The following is a 19,851-nucleotide window of genomic DNA, read 5'->3' on the forward strand; positions in this document are numbered from 1 at the left end:
CGAGTCGGCCGACTCAAACCATTGAACATAGGGGATGCCTCATGGGTGACAGTCTTTGCCTGAGCCGCGCGCGGCCGTCTTTCACTGCCGTGGCGGAGCGCACCGTGCGCCGGCCGCGACCGCTTCCGCGCTTGAACCTGCTGTACCTCGCCGCTCTCGGCGCCCTCGGCGCTTTCGGCGCGCTACCTGGCGCGGCCCAGGCGCAGACCACCCTGGACTTCTCCACCGGCTGGACCGGCGTCGGCAACAACGTCACCTACCAGACGACGCCGTTCACGACGACCAGCAAGGGCACGCCGTTCACCTTGACGCCGCCGACCGGCCAGGGCATGTGGCGGCTGACGCCGGTCTCCGGCACCATCAACGGGGCCTCCGCCGCGGACGCCGCGCTGGGGCTGACCAACGGGACCGTCGACGCGCTGCTCAATCACAACCCGAATTTCGGCGGCAGCGTCACCAACTTCTCCGTGCTGACGCAGACGATGACGCTCAACGCCGGGACGTATTCGTTCTCCTGGGCGCTCAACGTCACCGATCACGGCTTCAATGACGGCGCGCTCTTCTCGCTGTCGGGCAACGGACTGGAGTACCTCGAGTCCCTGGCCCGGGCGGGCGGTCCGGGGGACACGGCCGGTCCGTCGCCCAACACCTACGTGGCCTACCTCTTCGACACGGCGGACGGCGTCACGCCCTGGCTCACCACGACCTTCAACATCGCGACGACGGGGACCTACAAGGTCAGCTTCGCGGACTACAACTGGAACGACCTCGCCGTCCCGCCGAACTTCTTCCTGGCCAACACCATCGGGACCTACACGGGCAATCCGCTGGCGGGCACCAACGCACCGCCCGCCACGCCGGACATCACGACGGGCACGGTGACCGGCTCCGACCTGGTGAACGGCACCGTCAATCCGGTGTTCGACGGCGGCACCCTGCGTGCCGACGTCGCCGACGCCGTCTACAGCGCCAACCTGGCGATCAAGGGCACCGGCGGAACGATCGACCAGAACGGCCTGAACTCGACCTTCAGCGGCGTGCTGTCCGATCAGACGGCCGGCACGCCGGGCGCGATGAGCTTCGTCAACGCCGGCGCGAGCGGCGGTTCGATCACGCTGACCGGCATCAACACCTACACCGGCCAGACGACGGTCGGCAACGGCGCCACGCTGGCGCTGGCCGGCACCGGCAGCATCGCCACCTCGAGCCGGCTCGTGAACGACGGCGTGTTCGACATCGCCGGGACCAGCGCCGGTGCCACGCTGACGAGCCTGGCGGGCTCGGGGTCCGTGGCGCTCGGCGGGCAAGTCCTGACCCTGAGCAATGCCGCGGACACCTTCGGCGGCGTCATCGGCGGCAGCGGCGGCGTGACCGTCGCCGGCGGCACGCAGACGCTGTCCGGCGTCAACACCTTCACCGGCGCCACGTCGGTCGCCAGCGGCGCGACCCTGGCGCTCTCGGGCGCGGGCAGCATCGCCGCGTCCAGCGGGCTCGCGAACGACGGCAGCTTCGACATCTCCGCGACGACGGCAGGCGCGACGCTGAAGAGTCTGACCGGCGGCGGTACGGTCGCCCTGGGCGCCCAGACGCTGACGCTGACCAACGCCAGCGGCGGCTATGCGGGCACGATCGCCGGCAGCGGCGGTCTGGCGGTTGCCGGCGGCACGCAGACGCTGACCGGCGTCAACACCTTCACCGGCACCACCTCGGTCGCCAGCGGCGCGACCCTGGCACTGACGGGCACGGGCAGCATCGTCGCGTCCAGCGGACTCGCGAACGACGGCAGCTTCGACATCTCCGCGACGACGGCAGGCGCGACGCTGAAGGGCCTCACCGGCGGCGGCACGGTCGCCCTGGGCGCCCAGACCCTGACGCTGGCCAACGCCAGCGGCGCCTATGCGGGCACGATCGCCGGCAGCGGCGGTCTGGCGGTTGCCGGCGGCACGCAGACGCTGTCCGGCGTCAACACCTTCACCGGCGCCACCTCGGTCGCCAGCGGCGCGACCCTGGCGCTCTCGGGCACGGGCAGCATCGCGACCTCCGGCGCCGTCACGAACAGCGGCACGCTCGACATCTCCGGCACCAGCGCCGGCACCAGCGTGCACTCCCTCGCGGGCGGCGGCAACGTGGTGCTCGGCAGCAAGACGCTGACGATCGACACGACGGCGGCGTCCTTCAACGGCGCGATCAGCGGCAGCGGCGGCGTGCGGCTCAACGGCGGGCAGTGGACCGTCGGCAACGCGCAGGCCTACACGGGCCTGACCATCCTGGCCGCCTCGACGCTGCACGTGAACGGCAGCCTGGCCGGCGGCGTCGACGTGCGCAGCGGCGCCGTGCTGCAAGGCAGCGGCGCCATCGCCGGCCCGGTGACGGTCGCGTCGGGCGGCAAGCTGTCGCCGGGCAATTCCCCCGGCGTGATGACGGTGGGCGGCAGCGTCAGCCTGGCGCCGGGATCGACCTTCGAGGTCGACATCAACGGCGCGACGCCAGGCAACGGCGCAGGACACCATGATCAGCTCGTGCTGACCGGCGCCGGCAGCAAGTTCAGCGCGAACGGCGCGCAGCTCACGGTCAATCTCGTCGGGATCTCCGGTCTCGGGACCTACACGCCGTACGTGCCGACACTGGGGGAACGCTTCCATATCGTCACTGCGCAGGGCGGGCTGGATGCGACGACCTTCGGCGCCCTCTCGCAGCCCACCGGACTGCAGGCGGGAACGCGTCTGCGGGCGCTCTATTCCGCCAACGGCGTCGACCTGCTGGTCGTGCGGACGGCCTTCCTGGCCCTCGCCCAGGCACAGCGCGCCAACCTGAACACGCAGTCGGTCGCCGCGGCGCTGGACGTGATGTCGGCGGCGCAGGACGCCGCCACCGCCACCGCGGCGCAGACGACCCTGTCCAACGCGGTCGCCGTGCTCGACGACGCGACGCTGCTGGGCACGATGCGCTCGCTCAGCGGCGAGATCCACGGGGCCGTCGGGGCCGCCCTGCCGGCGGCCGGCCAGCGCCTGCAGGACTCGGTGTCCCGGCACGTGTCGGCCCTGGAAACGCGGCAGCGCGGCCTGTGGGTGGACTACAGCGGCGGCAGCAGCCGCTGGGCCGCGGACGGCGCCTCGTCAGCGGCGCGCGCGCGCGATCGCCATCAGATCACGATCGGCTTCGACGTGCTGAACGACGGCACCAACGGCTTCGGCGTGGCGCTGTCGCAATCCAACCAGAAGCTCAGCTCCGACAGCGGCGGCACGGGCGAGGTGAAGGACACGCTCGGCATGGCGTACGGCCAGTTCGGCCTGGGCGCCGGGCTGATCCTGGACGGGCAGATCGGAGGCGGCGGCGGCAAGGCGCTCAGCAGCCGAGACGATCCCCTGGCGGCGCTCGGCCTGAGCCAGGGCCCGCTGAAGACCGACGCCTCCACGCGCCAGATGTTCGCCGGCATCGGCGTGCGCACGGCGATGAACTACGAGAACGTGCGGCTGGTGCCGTACGCGCGCGTCGAGACGCAGCGCGTCAAGCGCGATGCCACGGTCGAGGACTCGGGATCGCTGGCCGCGTTGAACCTGGGCAAGCTGTCGGCCGGCGGCGGTCGCATGGAGGTCGGCCTCGGCGTGGGCTCCACGGACAAGGATCCCGGCACCTCACGCTTCACCTTCGGCGGGCGCCTGGCCGTGGGCCGCGAGTCGGGGCGCTGCAGCGCGTGCTCGTCGATGCGAGCCTGGCCGGCACGGCCATCCAGATCCACGCGCCGCGCGTCAGCCGTCAATACCTGCGCGCGGAACTGACGGGGACCTGGCTGGTCATGCCCGGCGGCTACGTCTACGCCGGCGTCAGCGGGCAGACCCGGGAGAACCGGACGGACCGCTCGTTCACGCTGGGCGCCATCGCCACGTTCTGAGGCAGCTGAGGGCGGCCTGGCGATGAACTTGCCGGCCGCCCTGATTCAAGCCGAATCAGCCCGCGTCAAGCGGGCCCCGGGGACGCTCAGCCCGGGATCTTCCGGCGCATCTCGGCCGGATACGCGTCGAAGCCGAGCGACCGGTACAGCTCGCGCGCATCGTCGGTCGCGCCGAGGCGCACCTCGCCGATGCTCAGTGTCTTCAGGTGATCGAGCGCGGTCGCGACCAGCGTCCGCGCGATGCCTTGGCGCCGGTGCGTGGCGGCCGTGAACACATTCGTGATGCGGGCCATCTGGCCGCCCGGGTTGAGGCGCGTCGGGCCCCAGTCGAGCAGCACCACGCCGGCACCGCCGACCACCTCGCCGGCCTCGACGGCGAACCAGCCCACGTAGGCGCCGGCGCCGATGCGGGGCTTCACCCAGGCGGCGTAGCCCGGACGACGTTCGACGTCGTCCTCGCGGAAACAGCCGTGGGCGGCGACTTGATCGGCGTCGGACGGGGCGACGCGTCGGAGGGACCAGGAAGGTTGCATGCGCGCATTGTCGCAAGGGCCTCAGCGACGCCGTCCTGAACTCTCGTTGTGGGCAGGATCAAGGTCCCATTGAGCTCGAAGAGGGTAGCGGCGCCACGAGGAATCGCTCGATGTGTGCCGTCGATATCTCCAACTCGTAGAGGACCCAGCCGTCGTCCCCGACGAACTGCAACCAGGAGCCCGCGTTCATGGTGAACGTCGAGCGGATGACAGGTTCGAGCAGCGGCCGCTCGGCCGCAGGCAAGGCGCTGATCACGCGCTCCACGGCGGCTTGAAGCTCTGCGTACGACGATTCGCAACCCTCCGGCGGCCTGCAGGTGTCGCCTTCGGTGGTCCACTCATGAAGCGAGCTCAGGAAATATCCGCCGTCGTAAGGCGGCTTGGATTGCACGATGAAATCCGTACCGACCTCGGCATAGGGCACGAAGGTGACAACGCGCTTCAACTCATCATCCGAGCTGAATATCCGCACCACACGCTCGCGCAAGGCGACCCAATCCAAGACATCCACATCGCGGTTGTAGTGGATGACGAAGCTCATGCCCCAACTGTGCGGATCGTGGAGATCCTGGGGCTTATTGAACTGATAGAGCGTGCCTGTCCGGCAGGCATGAACGCGTTGCAAGTTCCAACTTGCGGGAAGGTCCTCGAAACTGCGCATGGATCCGATCCGGAGACGATAGGCGGGTCAATGTTATCTGTGGCGCATGTCGCCTCGCGGTGGCGCTGAACAGTCGGTCCGCGTCGCTGGCGCAAGGCACGGGGTAAGTCGGTCACACGACCGGGTTAAGCTGGGCCCCAAGGAGCCAGCGATGAACGTTTCCAGGGCCTCGACCTACGGCGAGCGCGTCGGTGCCGTCAGCTACCGTTTCGACAGCCTGCGCGAGCTGATGGCCAAGGCCACGCCGGAGCGCTCGGGCGACCGCCTCGCGGGCGTCGGCGCGGAGTCCGAACAGGAGCGGGTCGCCGCGCAGATGGCGCTCGCCGACCTGCCGCTGAAGACCTTCCTCAACGAGGCCCTGATCCCGTACGAGGACGACGAGGTCACACGGCTCATCGTCGACACGCACGATGCCGCGGCCTTCCTTCCCATCGGCCACCTGACGGTCGGCGGCCTGCGCGAGTGGCTGCTCTCGGACGAGGCGGACACGGCCACGCTGACGCGCCTGGCTCCGGGCCTCACGCCGGAGATGGCCGCCGCGGTCAGCAAGATCATGCGCAACCAGGACCTGATCCTGGTGGCGCGCAAGTGCGAGGTCGTCACGCGCTTCCGCAACACCGTGGGCCTCGCGGGCCGCCTGTCGACGCGGCTGCAGCCCAACCACCCGACCGACGATGCCAGCGGCATCGCCGCCAGCGTGCTGGACGGCCTGATGTACGGCAGCGGCGACGCGGTCATCGGCATCAATCCCGCCACCGACAACGTGGCGCAGGTCGCGCACCTGCTGCACCTGCTCGCGGAAGTCATCGAGCGCTTCGAGATCCCCACGCAGAGCTGCGTGCTCACGCACGTGACCAACACGCTGCAATGCATCGCCCGCGGCGCGCCGGTCGACCTGGTGTTCCAGTCCATCGGCGGCACGGAGGCGACCAACCGCAGCTTCGGCGTCGATCTGAAACTGCTGGCCGAGGCCCGGGCCGCGGCGCTGTCGCTGGAGCGCGGCGCGCTGCTGGACGACGGCCGGCGCGGCCGGCACGTCATGTACTTCGAGACCGGCCAGGGCAGCGCGCTGTCGGCCGGCGCCCAACACGGCTGCGACCAGCAGACCGTCGAGGCCAGGACCTACGCGGTGGCGAGGCACTTCGAGCCGCTGCTCGTGAACACGGTGGTCGGCTTCATCGGGCCCGAGTACCTGTACGACGGCAAGCAGATCATCCGGGCTGGGTTGGAGGACCACTTCTGCGCGAAGCTGCTCGGCCTGCCGATGGGCTGCGACATCTGCTACACCAATCACGCCGCGGCCGACCAGAACGACATGGACGTGCTGCTCACGCTGCTGGGCGTGGCGGGCTGCAACTTCATCATGGGGATCCCGGGATCGGACGACGTGATGCTCAACTACCAGACCACGTCCTTCCACGACGCGCTGTATGCGCGTCGGGTGCTGGGGCTGCGCCCCGCGCCGGAGTTCGAGCGCTGGCTCGAGCGCATGCGGATCGCGCGGCCCGGCCCGCCGGGACATCTGGTCGAAGGCATGTCGCCGGCCTTCGCCGCCTTGCTGCTGTCGTCATGAGCGACACCCTCATCCCCAATCCCTGGCGCACGCTGCGCCAGCACACGCCCGCGCGCATCGGCCTGGGCCGCGCCGGGGTGAGCCAGCCGACCTCGGCGCATCTGGCGTTCCAGCTCGCCCATGCGCAGGCGAGAGATGCCGTGCATCGCGAGCTGGACCACGAGGCGCTCGCGGCCTCCTTGAGCGCGACGGGGCTGGAGACGCTGGATCTGCACAGCGCGGCCGCGGATCGGGCCACCTACCTTCAGCGGCCGGATCTCGGGCGCCGGCTCGACGAAGCGTCGAGCGCGCTGCTGGCCGACCGTGAATCGGACGACGCGCCGGATCTGGCGCTGATCGTCGCGGACGGCCTGTCCGCGTTGGCGATCGAGCGGCATGCCCTCGCCTTTGTCTCCGCGCTCAAGCCGTTGCTCGCGCAGGACTGGCGCTGGGCGCCCGTGGCCATCGTCCGCCAGGCCCGCGTGGCGATCGGCGATCCGATCGGTCATGCGCTGGGCGCGAAGCTCGCCGTGGTGCTGATCGGCGAACGCCCGGGGCTGAGCTCCCCCGACAGCATGGGCGTGTACGTGACCTGGGCGCCCCGGCCGGGGCGCACGGACGCGGAGCGCAACTGCATCTCCAACGTGCGGCCGGAAGGGCTGGCGCCGGAGGCCGCGGCGGCGCGGCTGGCGTGGTTGCTCAACGAGGCGCGAACCCGTCAGGTGACAGGTGTTGCGTTGAAGGACGAGAGCGCCGACGCAGCGCCGGCGGTTGAAACGACGGCTTCCTTCCGGCTGGACGGGCGCTGAGTACTGCCACGGCTGCTGGCCCTCACCCCCGCCCTCTCCCGCAAGCGGGAGAGGGAGTTCGGCACTGCTCCTTCTACCGCCGGTTCTGCCTGCGGCAGAGGGAGTCCGGCACTGCTCCTTCTACCGCCGGTTCTGCCTGCGGCAGAGGGAGTCCGGCGCTGCTCCTTCTACCGCCGGTTCTGCCTGCGGCAGAGGGAGTCCGGCACTGCTCCTTCTACCGCCGGTTCTGCCTGCGGCAGAGGGAGTCGGGCATTGCGCCTCCTAACCATCTCTTCTTACGACAGAGGATGTCACACGGTCCACTCGGTGCATTCTCACTCCCTCTCCCGCTTGCGGGAGAGGGCGGGGGTGAGGGCCAGCGGCGGCGGCAGTACTGAAGCCTTCAGCCTCAAGGCGAAACGAAGCTCTCCTTGCCCGCCTTCTTCTCGTCCTCGGCGATCTTCACGTCGGTCTCGTCCACGACGCCGTCCTTGTTGCGGTCGTGCAGGTTGAACATGCTCATGCCGGCGGCCATGAACTCGTCCAGGCTGATGCTGCCGTTCTTGTCCTTGTCGAGCACGCCGAAGCGGACCTTGGCCTGACGCATCTGGCGCTGCTGTTCCTCGCGGCGCTTCTCCGGATCGGCCATCTTGCCGATGCGCTGCATCAACCGGCCTTCGAATTCGCCGAGGTACTCGGCTTCGCTCAACTGGCCGTCGGCGTTGAAGTCGATGCGCACGAACTCGACCTCGCGGCCGAGCTTGAACTCGGCGAGCAGCACCTTGCCGTCGCCGTTGAGGTCCTGCTCGGCGATGAAGGTGGTCGAGGAATGCGAGGCGGCCAGCGCGGGCAGCGCGGCCAGTCCCAGCACGGTGGCGGTCAGGGCGGATTGGAACGTGGTCTTCATGGCTGGGGCTGCACTTCGATGGTCAGGGTGGCCGTGGTGCTGATCCACAGCGCGGGGTTGTCCGGAGAGGCACGGCGCACGCGCACCTGCAGCAGGTAGAGACCGGCGGTCTTGGGCTTGAAGCTCACTTCGCCGGCGGCATTGGTGCTGAAGTCCAGCTCGGGCTGCTTCTGGCTCACGTAGTTCTGGCCGTCCGCGATGACGGTCAGGGTCTCGCCGGCCAGCGGCTTGCGGTTCTCGCGCACGCGCACGGTGACGGGCTCGCCGGCATACAGCTCGTACGGCTTCGTCACCGGGAAGATCTCGACGCCCTCCCCGTCGAAGTCGACCGCGCTGGGGCGGCCGCGCGTCACGTAGACGTCGGCGCGGGTGATGCTCTGCACCTCGATCGGCTGGTCGCCCGGCTGCGTGTCTTCCGCGCGTTCCGAGAAGACCACCTTGCCCTGGCGCAGCACGCCCTTGGCCAGGCGGCCCTTGCGCACGCCCGACGACACGAGGTAGGTGCCGTTGCCGGCGCCCAGCGGCACCTCGAGGTAGCTCGCGTCCTTCAGCACCGCCGCCGGGGTCAGGGCTTGCCGCTTGCCGTCGGGGCCGACCACCTGGAAGGTGTCGGACTTCATCGCCACGTCGGGCCGCAGGTCGCCTTCCGCGAACGAGGCCTCGACGGTCACGTGCTTGCGCTGCTCCTCGGCGCTGAAGGTGTTGGGCTTGAGGTAAGGCGAATGGGCCTGGGCGGCTGCGCCGAACAGCAGCGGCGTCAGGCAGAGACCGATTTTCTTGAGCGTGGAAAGAGACATCGCAATTCGTGCCGGGTTGAGTCGGAGCGGCACTATAGATGAGAATTGATCTCAATTGCGAATTATTATCAACAAAGACGGGATGACCCCTGTCGATGACGAAAGTTGCCCTTGAACGAACGCATCAGAACGACGCACCGGGGGATGACGATTTCCTTTTCTCAAGGGCGTCCATCCAACCGATGTCATAGGTGTCGTACATGCGCCTGACTGGATCACTTTCCGGCAGTCGATCAACTTCAAAGCTCAACGCAAAGAACCTGTTGCTCAGCCGCTCACATTCATCCCGAATGGAGAAATCTCCGGCCAACAGATCCATGAAATAGCGTCCGAATACCAAGGCCAAATTCTCCGGGCTGTCGCCATCTGGCAGCACATCGGCGGCACCACGCATGTGTCGAAGGAGAAAGATGCTCATTCCCTGCGACTCCGCGAACCGGGAGACCAGAATCACCGCACTTCCCTCTGGCTCGTACCTCTCATAGAGGAATGAAATGCAACATTTTTGAGATTCGATCACCCAGTGCTCATCGCTGATTTTCCGATCTCTGAAAATTTCATTGTCGGGAAGGGCTGCATGGAATCTCTTTCTAAACTCTTGAGCTTGCATGGCTGCTTCCACGGGCGAGACAGACTGCCTAGTCGAAAGTATATTGAGCTCGAACAGCGGATCCGAAAGACTGCGCTATGAATCTGATCGAAGAAGCCTCTCGCATCGACGGCTACCTCCTTGCCATCTCCTCTCTCAAGGAGGATGGCACTGCCTTTCGCTGTGTGCATCTTGGAGAAGGCGGCCCGTCCGGCAAGGCGTCGGAAGTCGCCGAACACTTCCGGTTCGATCCAGGTTCCGTAGAGCTCGTTTCCGAAAGTGACAGCCTGACCCCAGAGAACATTCCGAAGGGGCTGGAGGACTGGATGCTGAATCGAGTGCGTTCGGCGGTGGGTACCGCAATTGATCGTCGACTGGTCTCCGGCCTCGTGGCCGAATTGGTCGGAATTTTTCAGAGAGCGCCCGCCTGGTTTTCTGTCGCACGCGCGGTCCCAAGCAGACCCGGCGACCAGGGAGCCTTTTGGTCGATCTACGTGTTCGGGATGGACATCGGTTCTTGCGCGATCCACTGCTCGTGGGATGACTGATGGCACAGCGGCAACTCAGACCGCGGCAACGCAGGACACGTTGTGGTCCTCCTCCGAGAGATACCACGTCAGACAAGACTGAATCGCACGTCAACGCATGATGGAGCGTTCAGCCGGCAGAGTCACTGGCCGGCGGTGCTTGCCCGGACAGCGCGTGGCACCCGTCGCAGAGCTTGCGCGTCTGGAACAGGTAGCGCTTCTCCACTTCGTAAGCGTGCTTCTGCTGCGCCGCCGTGAACACGCATGGCGCATCGCAGCGCTCACACCAGTAGAACTCGTCGAAGTAGTGGATCGTCGCGTCGGGCTCGTAGGAGCGGGACCGCTTGCTCGACTCGGACCATGCCGATTGGTCGGCGAGCACGGACGCGTTCTTGGACGAGTGACGCCACTTCGCCGCGCACGGCAGACACACGCCGCCGGTGACAGTGGCGGTGAGCGCGAGGATGGGGGCGCGGCAGTTCCGGCAGGCGGGTCGGATGGTCACGGGGACGTAGGAACGTGGGGACGGCGTCGGAGTTCGCCGGATTCTGCCCGAGGCGGAATCCGATCGAGCGAGCGTTGCCTGCCCCTATGCCCACGGCACGTAGACTGTTTCGACAAGCACACCGCCACGTTCATGAGAATCGAATCGCCCCCACCTTCCGGCATTCCAGGCATCGGTCTCCGACCGATCGAGCGCAGCGACAGGCAAGCATGGTTCGATTACCTGCGTCTGCCCGAAGTGCATGAGCACACGAGTTGGAACGTCCATCAGCCGGAGGACCTCGATCCGCTGTTCGAGATCCATGAGTCCGTGAGCCCGACGTCTCCTCGTCGCCTGGCCATCGTCGATCTGGAGAGCGGACGATTGGCGGGAACCATCGGCTTCCACACCGTCTCTGACCTCAACCGTGCCGCCGAGATCGCCTACGACCTGGCGCCGCCGTACTGGGGACGGCGACTGGCGACGCAGTTGTGCCGGCGGGTGACGGACTGGTCGTTTGAGACCTATGGATTCGTCCGTGTGCAAGCCACGGTCCTGGTCGGCAACGAACGCTCCGCCCGAGTCCTGCAGAACAGCGGCTTCGCGCACGAAGGCCTGCTCAGGGCCTTTCGCATGGTTCGCGGCCGCCCGGGGGACTTCAACGTCTATTCGCGACTGGCGACGGACCCGGCGCTCTGAAGAAGAGACAACGCCCGGCGGCCGCACTCCACAGTCGCGGAGCGCGGCACGCCACGCTCAGGCCGTCGTCTTGATCAGACCCAGTTGCGTCAACGCCTTGACGCCGTCGTCCAGACCGATCTCCTCGACGATCCTGCCGTCCTTGAGGCGCAGCACCGTGGTGCCGGTGAAGCGCATCCGGCGGCCGGTCGCCGCCGGCAGACCGCCGACGAGGAAGTCGTCGAACGCCGGGCCGGTGTGCGTGCCGCCGCCTTCCCAGCGGCCGACGACGTAGTCGCCTTCCGCGATCAGATCGGCGGCGCCCCAGAAGCTCAGGTCGGGGAAGGCCTCGCGGAAGTCGGTCATGAAAGCCTTGATGTCGTCGCGGCCTCGGCGCGGCTCATGCAGCGAGTAGTGCAGCACCATGTCGGGTGCCGCGAGCTCGTCAACGATGGAAAGATCGCAGGTCTCGCCCCAGAAGCTGGTGAACCAGCGACCGACGATGGCCTTGTTGTTTTCTTCGATGGACATGGAGAACTCCTTGGGAGTGGTGGTTGGCGAATCAGTGGGAGAAAGCGTATCGATCGGGTCCGATGCGAAACATCCGTTTCTTGCCACCGAATCGACAAACCTGCCGCCCCTTCAGACCTGACCCCGCACCGCGCCGCGCCGCGCCGCGACGTTCCGTGCCATGACGATGCGATCGGAATTCGATCGCAAGGATCGGAGTGTTTGAACGCCACGCCGCGCCTAGACTGGACTCATGCCCTCGCATGGAAGGAACTGAGATGACCGATGCAGCCGTCGCTCGCGAGAGCCCCAGCCCGAAGCCGATGCCGCCGCTCATCCCGGGCCTCGCGGCGCAGGACTGGCCGGCTGTCGAGCGCTCGCTCGACGACGGCGGAAACGCTGTCTTGCCTCGTCTGCTGACGGCGACGCAATGCCGACAGCTGGCGGCCTTGTATCCGGAGAAAGACGGCTTCCGGTCGACGATCACGATGGCCCGTCACGGCTTCGGCCGCGGTGAGTACAAGTACTTCGCCTACCCGCTGCCGCCACTGCTGGACGGTCTGCGCCATGCGCTGTATCCGAGGCTCGCTCCGATCGCCGACGGCTGGAACCGGCGGCTCGGGATCGCCGTGAGTTATCCGGACACGCTGACGGCCTTCCTGGAGCGATGCCATCGCGCCGGGCAGACCCGCCCCACGCCGCTGATCCTGCAATATGGCGAAGGCGACTACAACTGTCTCCATCAGGATCTCTACGGCGAGCACGTCTTCCCGCTGCAGGTCGCGATCCTGTTGTCGCGACCCGGCGAGGACTTCGCCGGCGGCGAGTTCGTGATGACGGAAACGCGGTCGGGCCAGCAGCGCGCGGAGGTCGTCCCGCTGTCGCAGGGGGACGGCCTGGTGTTCACCGTGAACCAGCGTCCCGTGGCCGGGAAGCGGGGGACACTCGGGCCGTCGCCATGCGTCACGGCGTGAGCCGGATCCGCAGCGGCCACCGTCATACGGTGGGATTGATCTTTCACGACGCGAGGTGACCCCGTGGGCACGCTGGGACTGTTCAACGACATGGAGAGGGACGGCGTCCAGGCGCTCGGTCCGCGCGCCTGCGTGCTGCGGGGATTCGCGCGGCCTGTCGCCGACGACCTGCTGAAGGCAATCGAGGAGGTGGCGCTGATCTCCCCGTTCCGGCATCTGGTGACGCCGGGCGGCTACACCATGTCCGTCGCGATGACCAATTGCGGCGCGCTCGGCTGGACCTCGGATCGACGCGGCTACCGGTACGCGGCGATCGATCCCGAGACCGGCGAGCCCTGGCCGGCCATGCCGGACGCGCTGAGGCGCCTCGCCCACGACGCCGCGGCGGCGGCCGGCTTCGAGCGGTTCGAGCCCGACGCCTGCCTGGTCAACCGCTACGCACCCGGTACGAAGCTGAGCCTCCATCAGGACAAGGACGAGCGGGACCTCGATGCGCCCATCGTCTCCGTGTCGCTGGGCATGCCGGCGGTCTTCCTGTTCGGCGGTCTGCGGCGCGACGACTCGACCGCGAAGGTACCGCTGTTCCATGGCGACGTCGCCGTGTGGGGCGCCGAGGACCGGCTGCGTTATCACGGCGTCATGCCGCTGAAGGACCAGCCCCATCCCACGCTGGGGAGCCAGCGGATCAACCTCACTTTCCGCAAGGCGGGCTAAGCCGACAACGGGCAGGACGCGGTCGTGCGATCGGCTGCCGATCGCCTTCCTGTCCGCTCCCGAATTCGATCGCAAGAAACGAAGTGCCTGTGATCCCGCGCGGCCAGACACTGCATTCACCGAATCGAAGACCATGAGCATCCCCATGAAGCCCCTCACCCCCCACGACGCCGACCACGACGCCGACCATGCCGCCGACAGCGCCGCCGAGGCCTACGCCAGCGAGGCGCAGCGCTGGGCCGCCGTCCAGGCGCGTGACGCCAGAGCGGACGGACAGTTCGTCTACGGCGTCCGCACCACCGGCGTCTACTGCCGGCCCAGTTCCTCGACCCGGTTGCCCAAGCGCGAGAACGTCGAGTTCTTCGACACCGCGCAGGCCGCCGAGGCCGCCGGCTACCGGGCCAGCCAGCGCGCCTCCGGCGACCGGACCGCGATGGCCAGGCAGCATGCCGCGGCGATCGCGAAGGTCTGCCGGATGATCGAGCGCGCCGAGACGCCGCCGAGCCTGGACGAGCTGGCCGGCGAGGCGGGGATGAGCCCGTTCCACTTCCATCGCATCTTCAAGGCCGAGACCGGCCTGACCCCCAAGGGCTACGCGTCGGCGTTCCGCGCGAACAAGCTGCGGCAGGAGCTCGGCCAGAAGGGCGCGACGGTGACGGAGGCCATCTACGACGCCGGCTTCAATTCCAACAGCCGCTTCTACGCCGCAGCGGACAACATGCTCGGCATGCAGGCGCGCGAGTACCGCGCCGGCGCGCCGAACATGCAGATCCGCTTCGCCGTGGCCCAATGCTCGCTCGGCGCCCTCCTGGTGGCGCAAAGCCAGGTCGGCCTCTGCGCCATCCTGCTGGCCGACGATCCCGAGCAGCTGGTGCAGGACCTGCAGGACCAGTTCCCGAAGGCGGAGCTGATCGGCGGCGATGCCGATTTCGAGCTGCTGGTGGCGCAGGTCGTCGGCTTCATCGAGGCGCCCTCCCTCGGCCTGAACCTGCCGCTGGACGTGCAAGGCACGGCCTTCCAGGAACGCGTCTGGCAGGCGCTGCGCGAGATCCCGCCCGGTGCCACCGTCAGCTATGCGCAGGTGGCGGCGCGCATCGGCCAGCCCAAGGCGGTCCGCGCGGTGGCCCAGGCCTGCGGCGCGAACCACCTGGCCGTCGCCATTCCCTGCCATCGCGTGGTGCGCAACAACGGCGAGTTGTCGGGCTATCGCTGGGGCGTCGATCGCAAGCGCGAACTGCTGCTGCGCGAGGCGGGCCAGGCGAGCCACGCGGGCCAGCCCGGCGAGCAGCGATGAGCCTGCGCGACGCCGTCGATCGGCTGAACTGGCCAGGGATCGAAGCGGAACTGGGCCAGGAGGGCTTCGTGGTCCTGCCTGGCGTGCTCGACGACCGGCAGGTCGCCGAGCTGGCCTCGCTCGTGAGCGGCGACCATGCGATTCGAAAGACGTCGCTGGCGGTCGAGGGCCTGGGCCAAGGCGAGCGCTTCGCGCTGCCGGCGATTTCTCCCCCATCCATCGCCGATCTGCGTCGACGCTTCTATCAACGCCTGGTGCCGGTGGCCAACCGCTGGAACGCGTTGCTTGACGTGGCGCAGACCTTTCCGGCCACCCTGGACGAGTTGATGACGCTACGCGCCGGGGTCGATGCGCGGCCGGCGCGCTCCAGCTTCACGCGCCTGCGCGTCGACGACTACGAAGCGCTTCATCAATACGCCGAGCAGCCCCACGCGTTTCCCTTGCAGCTCGTGGCCCTGCTCGGAGAGCCGGGCGAGGACTTCACCGGCGGCGAGTTCGTCATGACCGAGCAGCGTCCGCGCATGCAATCCCGGCCGATGGTGCTGCCGCTGCGCCGCGGCGATCTGGCGGTCATCACCGTGGCGCATCGACCGCACCAGGGCTCGCGAGGCTACTACCGCGTGAACCTGAAGCACGCGATCAGCCGCGTCCGCAGCGGCGAGCGCATCGGGCTCGAGCTGCTGCTCGACGAGGCGATGCCGACACGGGATCGGCATGAAGTCGACAGGAGGCAGGGCCTCCTCTTTCACGACGCCAGCTGAGTCGCTGAACGTCCCCGGGACGCCCTCCGGATCCTCCTGACCTCGTCCTTCAGCCGTCCCAGCGCCGGATCGAAGATGCCGGCCGCCTGCAGACCGTCGCAGGTCCGATCGAGGTACTCCGCGTTGCTGCCCAGGCTGCCGGCCGCCGTGGCCAGGCGGTGGGCGATGCCGGTCTCGCCGAGTCCGCCCGCATACAGCGGATGGGCCGCATCGGTGGTGAACGCGATGGCGGTGCCGATGCCATGGCCCTCGGCATCGACCAGCGGCACCCAGCGCGGCACGTAACCGGCGATCACCATCTCCCGGCGCCACAGCAGTCGAAGTTCCCGCTCGACGACGTCCTCCGCCAATCGATAGGCCACGCCGCAGCTCTGTCCGCCGCGGTCCAGCGACAGCATCAGGCCGGGCTGTTCGGCCGTCGCGCGAAGCGCGGTGATCGACAGGCAGAAGGCGCGGTGCCAACCGACCACCCTCGCGAGGCGTTTCTCCACCGCGTCGATCGCGGCGTTCCACACCAGCGAGCCGTAGCCGAAGACCCAGACATCGCCGTCGGGGCGCAGGGCCAGCGTCTCGCGCAGCGAGGCCAGCCGCTCGATCTCGGTCACCCGTCGCGCCATCGGATCGTCCGCCGCGACCAGCGTGTCGAGCAGTCCCGACTCCAGCAGTCCGCGTGTCAGGACGCTCCCTGCCCCGTTCCCCTGCTCTTCTGCGAACCCATCGGGTTCGGCATTCCGCGTCGTCATCGTGTCCTCGTCCACAGGTCCTGTTGCGTGCATCGGGACGATCCACGCTTGAGCGCACTGTGCCGAGGAGGTCTCGCCTAGACACTCCGATTCTTGCGATGCAAAGGACGACGCGCGATCGCGACCAGCCTGCGGCCATCGAGGCGGGCGCGCGGGTCGACACCGAAGCCGCCGCGCAGCTGGACGTCGTCAAACCCCGCCGTGTCGAGATGGAACGCGAGCTCCTGCGGGAACAGCAGCCGCAGCGACTCTTCGGGATCGCGCCGCGGCGCTTGCCCGGGACGGCGCCAGGTGACCTGCTCGGTCATCGTCTGCGCCGCCAGATCGAGGCGGTGGCGGATCGTGGCGGTGGCCTCGACGCCCCCTCGCGCGAACGCGTGATGCGTGACGGGCCGGAACGGTCGCGGCCCGGTGAACGCGATCGCGTTGAGGACGTCGAGCAGCAGCAGCCCGCCCGGCCTGACGTGCTCGCGCAGGCGCGACAGCGTCGCGGCGATCTCGCGGTTCGAGAGGTTGTAGCAGAAGGTCGTCCCGATGCAGACCACGACATCGAAGGTCTGGCCGAGCGCCATCGTGCGCATGTCGCCGACGTGGAAGCGCCCGCCCGGATCCTTGGCTTGCGCGGCCTCGATGAAGCGCGGATTGATGTCGACGCCCTCCGCCTCGATGCCGCGACGGCGCAGCAGGCGGCAGAACGAGCCGGTGGCGCAGCCGACGTCGAGCAGGCGCCCGCCGGCATCGCGCGCGAGCTGCTCGATGAAGCGCGCGCGGGCCGGCGGTTCGCGGAACACGACGTCCCACAGGTCCGTATCCTCGGCAAGCAGCGTCATGGGGTCATCGTCGCTGCGGTCGGCAGCGCGCTGGCGATGGAGAGATCCGTGCGCGCGCTGCCGAAGACCGAGGCGGGCAGCGCCAGCACGCGGTGGTCCGCGAGCAAGGCGCGGGCATCGGACGGGATCACGATCAGATAGCCCTGTGCCGCCGGCCTCGCGGTCACGCCCGCCTCGGCCAGACGGCGGATCAGCCCGGCCCGATGCGTGGCCAGCTCGTCCGCGAGCCGCGCCGGGAAGTCGCGGAAGCGCGTCATCAGCTCGCGCGCCTGGAACAGCTGGCGCTGGGTCGGGTGCAGCGCGCGGAAGATGTCCTGCAGCGACTCCCGATCGCGCTCCGGCACCAGCGCCATGCCGAAGACGAGCTCGTGCAACCAGCCCTTCGAGAGCGAGTCGAGGTAGAAGACCTGATCGGTGGCGATGAGCCGCAGCATCGCGGGATCCAGCGGCTGGCCGAAGGCGTAGACACCGTCGAGCATCAGACGGCGCTCGCCATCCTGCGCGAGCCAGCGGATGGCGACATCGACCTCGTCCTCGGTCCACGCGCGGCCATGCAGCTTGAGCGGCGCCGGCAGCAGCACCACCGACGCGCCGTCCGAGACCGCCTGGCCCAGGAGCCGTGCAAGATCGAAGTCCGGGAAGGTGTCCAGTGCGCTGGCCGCGACCTCCGCCGCCGCGGCGATCCGCCAGTAGACGGGGTAGACGTCGCCCGGCAACGCGACGCGTCGCCCGGCCTGCGCGAAGGCGCGCAGCAGCAGTTCGATTCCATGGCGGACGCCGTCGCAGGCGAAGGCCCGCGGCGCCAGTTCAGCCGGGAGACCACGCAACTCGCACCACACCGGCGCGAGGTGGCAGCGATGCACCCGGGGAAAGGTGTCCGGCACGACGACATCGGGCCGCAGGGGCGCCAGCGCCTGCACGATGCGGGTCTCGGCGACATCGATCAGGTCGGTGTGCATGGCCCGCTGCGCGCGGCGCCATTCAACGAAGGCGGTGAAATCCATCGAGGAGTCCAAGGTGGGAGCGTTCATGGGGGCGTCATGCACACAACACCGCTTGCCCAGGTCCGACGAGGCTTGTCCGGTCCTCCAGCGACGCCAGGCAGGTGCCGTCCGCCATCACGTTCCAGCTGCGCGCCGTGCCGTTGCGGCGTTCCCAGAACAGGCTGGGTTCCGTATAGGCCGCCACGCGCATCTCGCGGCCGGCGATCGAGCCGCCGTAGACCGGCGCGCCCCACGGCAGGCGCGCGACCTCCTGAAAGCCCGCCGTCTCCGCCCATCGATGGACAAGCGACAGCGGCACCTGGTGACGCGCGCTCCACTCGTTCGCGCCATGCGCGAACCACACCGACTCCTCACTCGTCGACACGTACAACTCCTTGAAGCAGACCTCGTCCGCGCCGTTCCCGGCGGCCCACCTGACGTAGTCATCGACGGCCTGCACCGAATCGACGCCGCCGCGTTGCAGCACGCACACCAGCCGCATCCGCAGGCCCTGCAACGCGTCGGCGCGATCGCGCCGGGCGCGCAGCAGCACCGGCGTCTGCGTGGCGATCTTCATCAACGCGGCATTCGCGGCCTCGTCGACGTGGTGTCGCGACACGGCCAGCACGCCCAGACCGGCCTCGTGCAGCGCCATCAGCTGCTCCGCCGCTTCCGCCTCGCCCTGCCCCGCCAGCGCCACGCCGTTGGTGATCAGCACCACCTTGTCGAAACGCGCACGGCAGGCCCGCACGAGCTGCAGCAGGTCGGCGCGCTTCATCAGCGTCGGCTCGCCGCCCCCGGTGATCACGGCGCGCTCGGCGCCCCGCGACTGTGCGCGCTGGACCCACTGGTCGACGCCGGCCCAGTCGATGCGCGCCTGCGGTTGCTCGACCGAGGCCGACGCCTCCGAGAAACAGAACGGGCACTTCGCCTGGCAGCCGCGCGCGATCGGCAGGAACGAGACCGACCGCGGGCGGATCGCGTCCCAGGGCAGGAACGCGTCCGCATGCAGCGCGAGCGAGCGGGCCATCGCCTCCTCGAGCCGCACCTGCGGTCCCAGGCCCCCGTCGGGCGCGACCTCGTGCAACCCGGCGAGCGGCAGGTCCGGCGACGGCCACACGAGTCCGATGCCGTTGCGCAGATTCGGCTGCAAGGACTCGCGCGGCAACTCGGCCCGCAGCACGATCAGGCGATCACCAGCCGTGGCCGATCTGGCGCGCAGACGCTCGGCCTTGTCGATGCCGATGGACAGATCGGCCAGCGTCAGCAGATGGAAGACCTCGGGATAGCGGCTCTCGGGGATTGCGGACTTGCGGTACGCCCCCTGGTACTTGTCGTAGGCGCGCGCCAGGTTCGACAGCAGCGTCACATGGAACATCGGGACGACGTCGTCCCGCACGGGCGCCGCGCGGTGCACGGCGACCTCGGCGAGGAAGGGGGATGACAGGGTCATGGGCATGGCGATGACAAAGGGCGCCGGGGGATTGTCGACTCGTTCTCCGCCGGGTCGGATGGCAACGTGAGTTGCACTGAACAACCCAATAAGTTGCACAGTACAACCCACAATGCCGACTGTCAAGCTGTCGGCTTGCGTCATCCACCAGCCGGGCGGGCTGCCAGTTTCACCCGCACTC

At 68.5% G+C, this 19,851-nt stretch carries 19 protein-coding genes and 1 pseudogene; 9 read left to right on the plus strand and 11 right to left on the minus strand.

What is annotated here, in order from left to right; translation table 11 throughout:
• The first annotated feature begins 131 nt into the window (after positions 1-131).
• Entirely contained in the window at positions 132-3,779 is a 3,648-nt protein-coding gene (locus tag ACQ859_RS20090; protein ID WP_431262430.1) for a hypothetical protein, read from the plus strand.
• A gap of 199 nt (positions 3,780-3,978) precedes the next feature.
• Here ACQ859_RS20090 and ACQ859_RS20095 read toward each other — a convergent pair whose 3' ends face one another.
• Both ACQ859_RS20095 and ACQ859_RS20100 read right to left on the minus strand, forming a co-directional pair.
• Positions 3,979-4,425 carry a GNAT family N-acetyltransferase gene (locus ACQ859_RS20095; protein ID WP_431262431.1) on the minus strand — a complete coding sequence of 149 codons (447 nt, stop codon included), beginning with the start codon at positions 4,423-4,425 and terminating at the stop codon, positions 3,979-3,981.
• A 58-nt stretch (positions 4,426-4,483) separates the two neighbouring features.
• A complete protein-coding gene (locus tag ACQ859_RS20100) occupies positions 4,484-5,086 on the minus strand; it encodes a hypothetical protein (RefSeq protein ID WP_431262432.1) in 603 nt (200 codons plus the stop codon).
• A gap of 151 nt (positions 5,087-5,237) precedes the next feature.
• Here ACQ859_RS20100 and ACQ859_RS20105 point away from each other — a divergent pair, with 151 nt between their 5' ends.
• The gene (locus ACQ859_RS20105) at positions 5,238-6,659 is read left to right on the plus strand and encodes an ethanolamine ammonia-lyase subunit EutB (RefSeq protein ID WP_431262433.1); all 1,422 of its coding nucleotides are present in this window, start codon (positions 5,238-5,240) and stop codon (positions 6,657-6,659) included.
• Complete coding sequence (eutC, locus tag ACQ859_RS20110) at positions 6,656-7,447, plus strand: ethanolamine ammonia-lyase subunit EutC (RefSeq protein WP_431262434.1); 792 nt, start codon at positions 6,656-6,658, stop codon at positions 7,445-7,447. The genes ACQ859_RS20105 and eutC overlap by 4 nt, the downstream gene beginning before the upstream one ends.
• A 388-nt stretch (positions 7,448-7,835) precedes the next feature.
• Here the strand turns inward: eutC and ACQ859_RS20115 are convergent, their stop codons facing one another.
• The 3 genes from ACQ859_RS20115 to ACQ859_RS20125 all read right to left on the minus strand — a co-directional run bounded on the left by ACQ859_RS20115 (position 7,836) and on the right by ACQ859_RS20125 (position 9,740).
• Entirely contained in the window at positions 7,836-8,333 is a 498-nt protein-coding gene (locus ACQ859_RS20115) for a hypothetical protein (RefSeq protein ID WP_431262435.1), read from the minus strand.
• Positions 8,330-9,130, minus strand: coding sequence for a DUF4198 domain-containing protein (locus ACQ859_RS20120; protein WP_431262436.1), 801 nt, complete (start codon positions 9,128-9,130; stop codon positions 8,330-8,332). Before ACQ859_RS20120 ends, ACQ859_RS20115 begins: the two co-directional genes overlap by 4 nt.
• Before the next feature lie 124 nt (positions 9,131-9,254).
• The gene (locus ACQ859_RS20125) at positions 9,255-9,740 is read right to left on the minus strand and encodes a hypothetical protein (RefSeq protein ID WP_431262437.1); all 486 of its coding nucleotides are present in this window, start codon (positions 9,738-9,740) and stop codon (positions 9,255-9,257) included.
• Between the two features lie 77 nt (positions 9,741-9,817).
• Between ACQ859_RS20125 and ACQ859_RS20130 the strand changes: the two genes are divergently transcribed.
• Positions 9,818-10,267 carry a hypothetical protein gene (locus ACQ859_RS20130; protein WP_431262438.1) on the plus strand — a complete coding sequence of 150 codons (450 nt, stop codon included), beginning with the start codon at positions 9,818-9,820 and terminating at the stop codon, positions 10,265-10,267.
• A 109-nt stretch (positions 10,268-10,376) separates the two neighbouring features.
• Here ACQ859_RS20130 and ACQ859_RS20135 read toward each other — a convergent pair whose 3' ends face one another.
• Positions 10,377-10,751, minus strand: a complete 375-nt coding sequence (locus ACQ859_RS20135; protein WP_431262439.1) for a hypothetical protein — start codon at positions 10,749-10,751, stop codon at positions 10,377-10,379.
• A gap of 132 nt (positions 10,752-10,883) precedes the next feature.
• On the opposite strand from ACQ859_RS20135, the gene ACQ859_RS20140 reads away from it, so the two are divergent.
• The gene (locus tag ACQ859_RS20140; RefSeq protein WP_431262440.1) at positions 10,884-11,429 is read left to right on the plus strand and encodes a GNAT family N-acetyltransferase; all 546 of its coding nucleotides are present in this window, start codon (positions 10,884-10,886) and stop codon (positions 11,427-11,429) included.
• Between the two features lie 57 nt (positions 11,430-11,486).
• Here the strand turns inward: ACQ859_RS20140 and ACQ859_RS20145 are convergent, their stop codons facing one another.
• Positions 11,487-11,939: an ester cyclase gene (locus ACQ859_RS20145; RefSeq protein WP_431262441.1), complete on the minus strand. Its 453-nt coding sequence runs from the start codon at positions 11,937-11,939 to the stop codon at positions 11,487-11,489.
• Between the two features lie 302 nt (positions 11,940-12,241).
• Between ACQ859_RS20145 and ACQ859_RS20150 the strand changes: the two are divergent.
• The 4 genes and pseudogenes from ACQ859_RS20150 to ACQ859_RS20165 all read left to right on the plus strand — a co-directional run bounded on the left by ACQ859_RS20150 (position 12,242) and on the right by ACQ859_RS20165 (position 15,661).
• Positions 12,242-12,951, plus strand: a pseudogene (locus ACQ859_RS20150) (2OG-Fe(II) oxygenase).
• A 4-nt stretch (positions 12,952-12,955) separates the two neighbouring features.
• Positions 12,956-13,606: a DNA oxidative demethylase AlkB gene (alkB, locus tag ACQ859_RS20155; RefSeq protein WP_431262442.1), complete on the plus strand. Its 651-nt coding sequence runs from the start codon at positions 12,956-12,958 to the stop codon at positions 13,604-13,606.
• Positions 13,607-13,751: 145 nt separating this feature from the next.
• Entirely contained in the window at positions 13,752-14,900 is a 1,149-nt protein-coding gene (gene ada, locus ACQ859_RS20160; protein WP_431262443.1) for a bifunctional DNA-binding transcriptional regulator/O6-methylguanine-DNA methyltransferase Ada, read from the plus strand.
• Positions 14,897-15,661 carry a 2OG-Fe(II) oxygenase gene (locus ACQ859_RS20165; protein WP_431262444.1) on the plus strand — a complete coding sequence of 255 codons (765 nt, stop codon included), beginning with the start codon at positions 14,897-14,899 and terminating at the stop codon, positions 15,659-15,661. Before ada ends, ACQ859_RS20165 begins: the two co-directional genes overlap by 4 nt.
• Here the strand turns inward: ACQ859_RS20165 and ACQ859_RS20170 are convergent.
• The 4 genes from ACQ859_RS20170 to ACQ859_RS20185 form a co-directional block, all read right to left on the minus strand.
• A complete protein-coding gene (locus ACQ859_RS20170; protein WP_431262445.1) occupies positions 15,646-16,404 on the minus strand; it encodes a gamma-glutamylcyclotransferase in 759 nt (252 codons plus the stop codon). The two genes, ACQ859_RS20165 and ACQ859_RS20170, sit on opposite strands and share 16 nt — an antisense overlap.
• A 77-nt stretch (positions 16,405-16,481) precedes the next feature.
• Positions 16,482-17,234 carry a class I SAM-dependent methyltransferase gene (locus ACQ859_RS20175; protein ID WP_431262446.1) on the minus strand — a complete coding sequence of 251 codons (753 nt, stop codon included), beginning with the start codon at positions 17,232-17,234 and terminating at the stop codon, positions 16,482-16,484.
• A complete protein-coding gene (locus tag ACQ859_RS20180; RefSeq protein ID WP_431262447.1) occupies positions 17,231-18,265 on the minus strand; it encodes a hypothetical protein in 1,035 nt (344 codons plus the stop codon). Before ACQ859_RS20180 ends, ACQ859_RS20175 begins: the two co-directional genes overlap by 4 nt.
• A gap of 7 nt (positions 18,266-18,272) precedes the next feature.
• Entirely contained in the window at positions 18,273-19,670 is a 1,398-nt protein-coding gene (locus tag ACQ859_RS20185) for a radical SAM protein (RefSeq protein ID WP_431262448.1), read from the minus strand.
• Positions 19,671-19,851: the final 181 nt, after the last annotated feature.

Origin of the sequence: Roseateles chitinivorans, assembly GCF_050632235.1 — a bacterium.
In the GTDB taxonomy this organism is placed as follows: Bacteria; Pseudomonadota; Gammaproteobacteria; order Burkholderiales; family Burkholderiaceae_C; genus Roseateles; species Roseateles chitinivorans_A.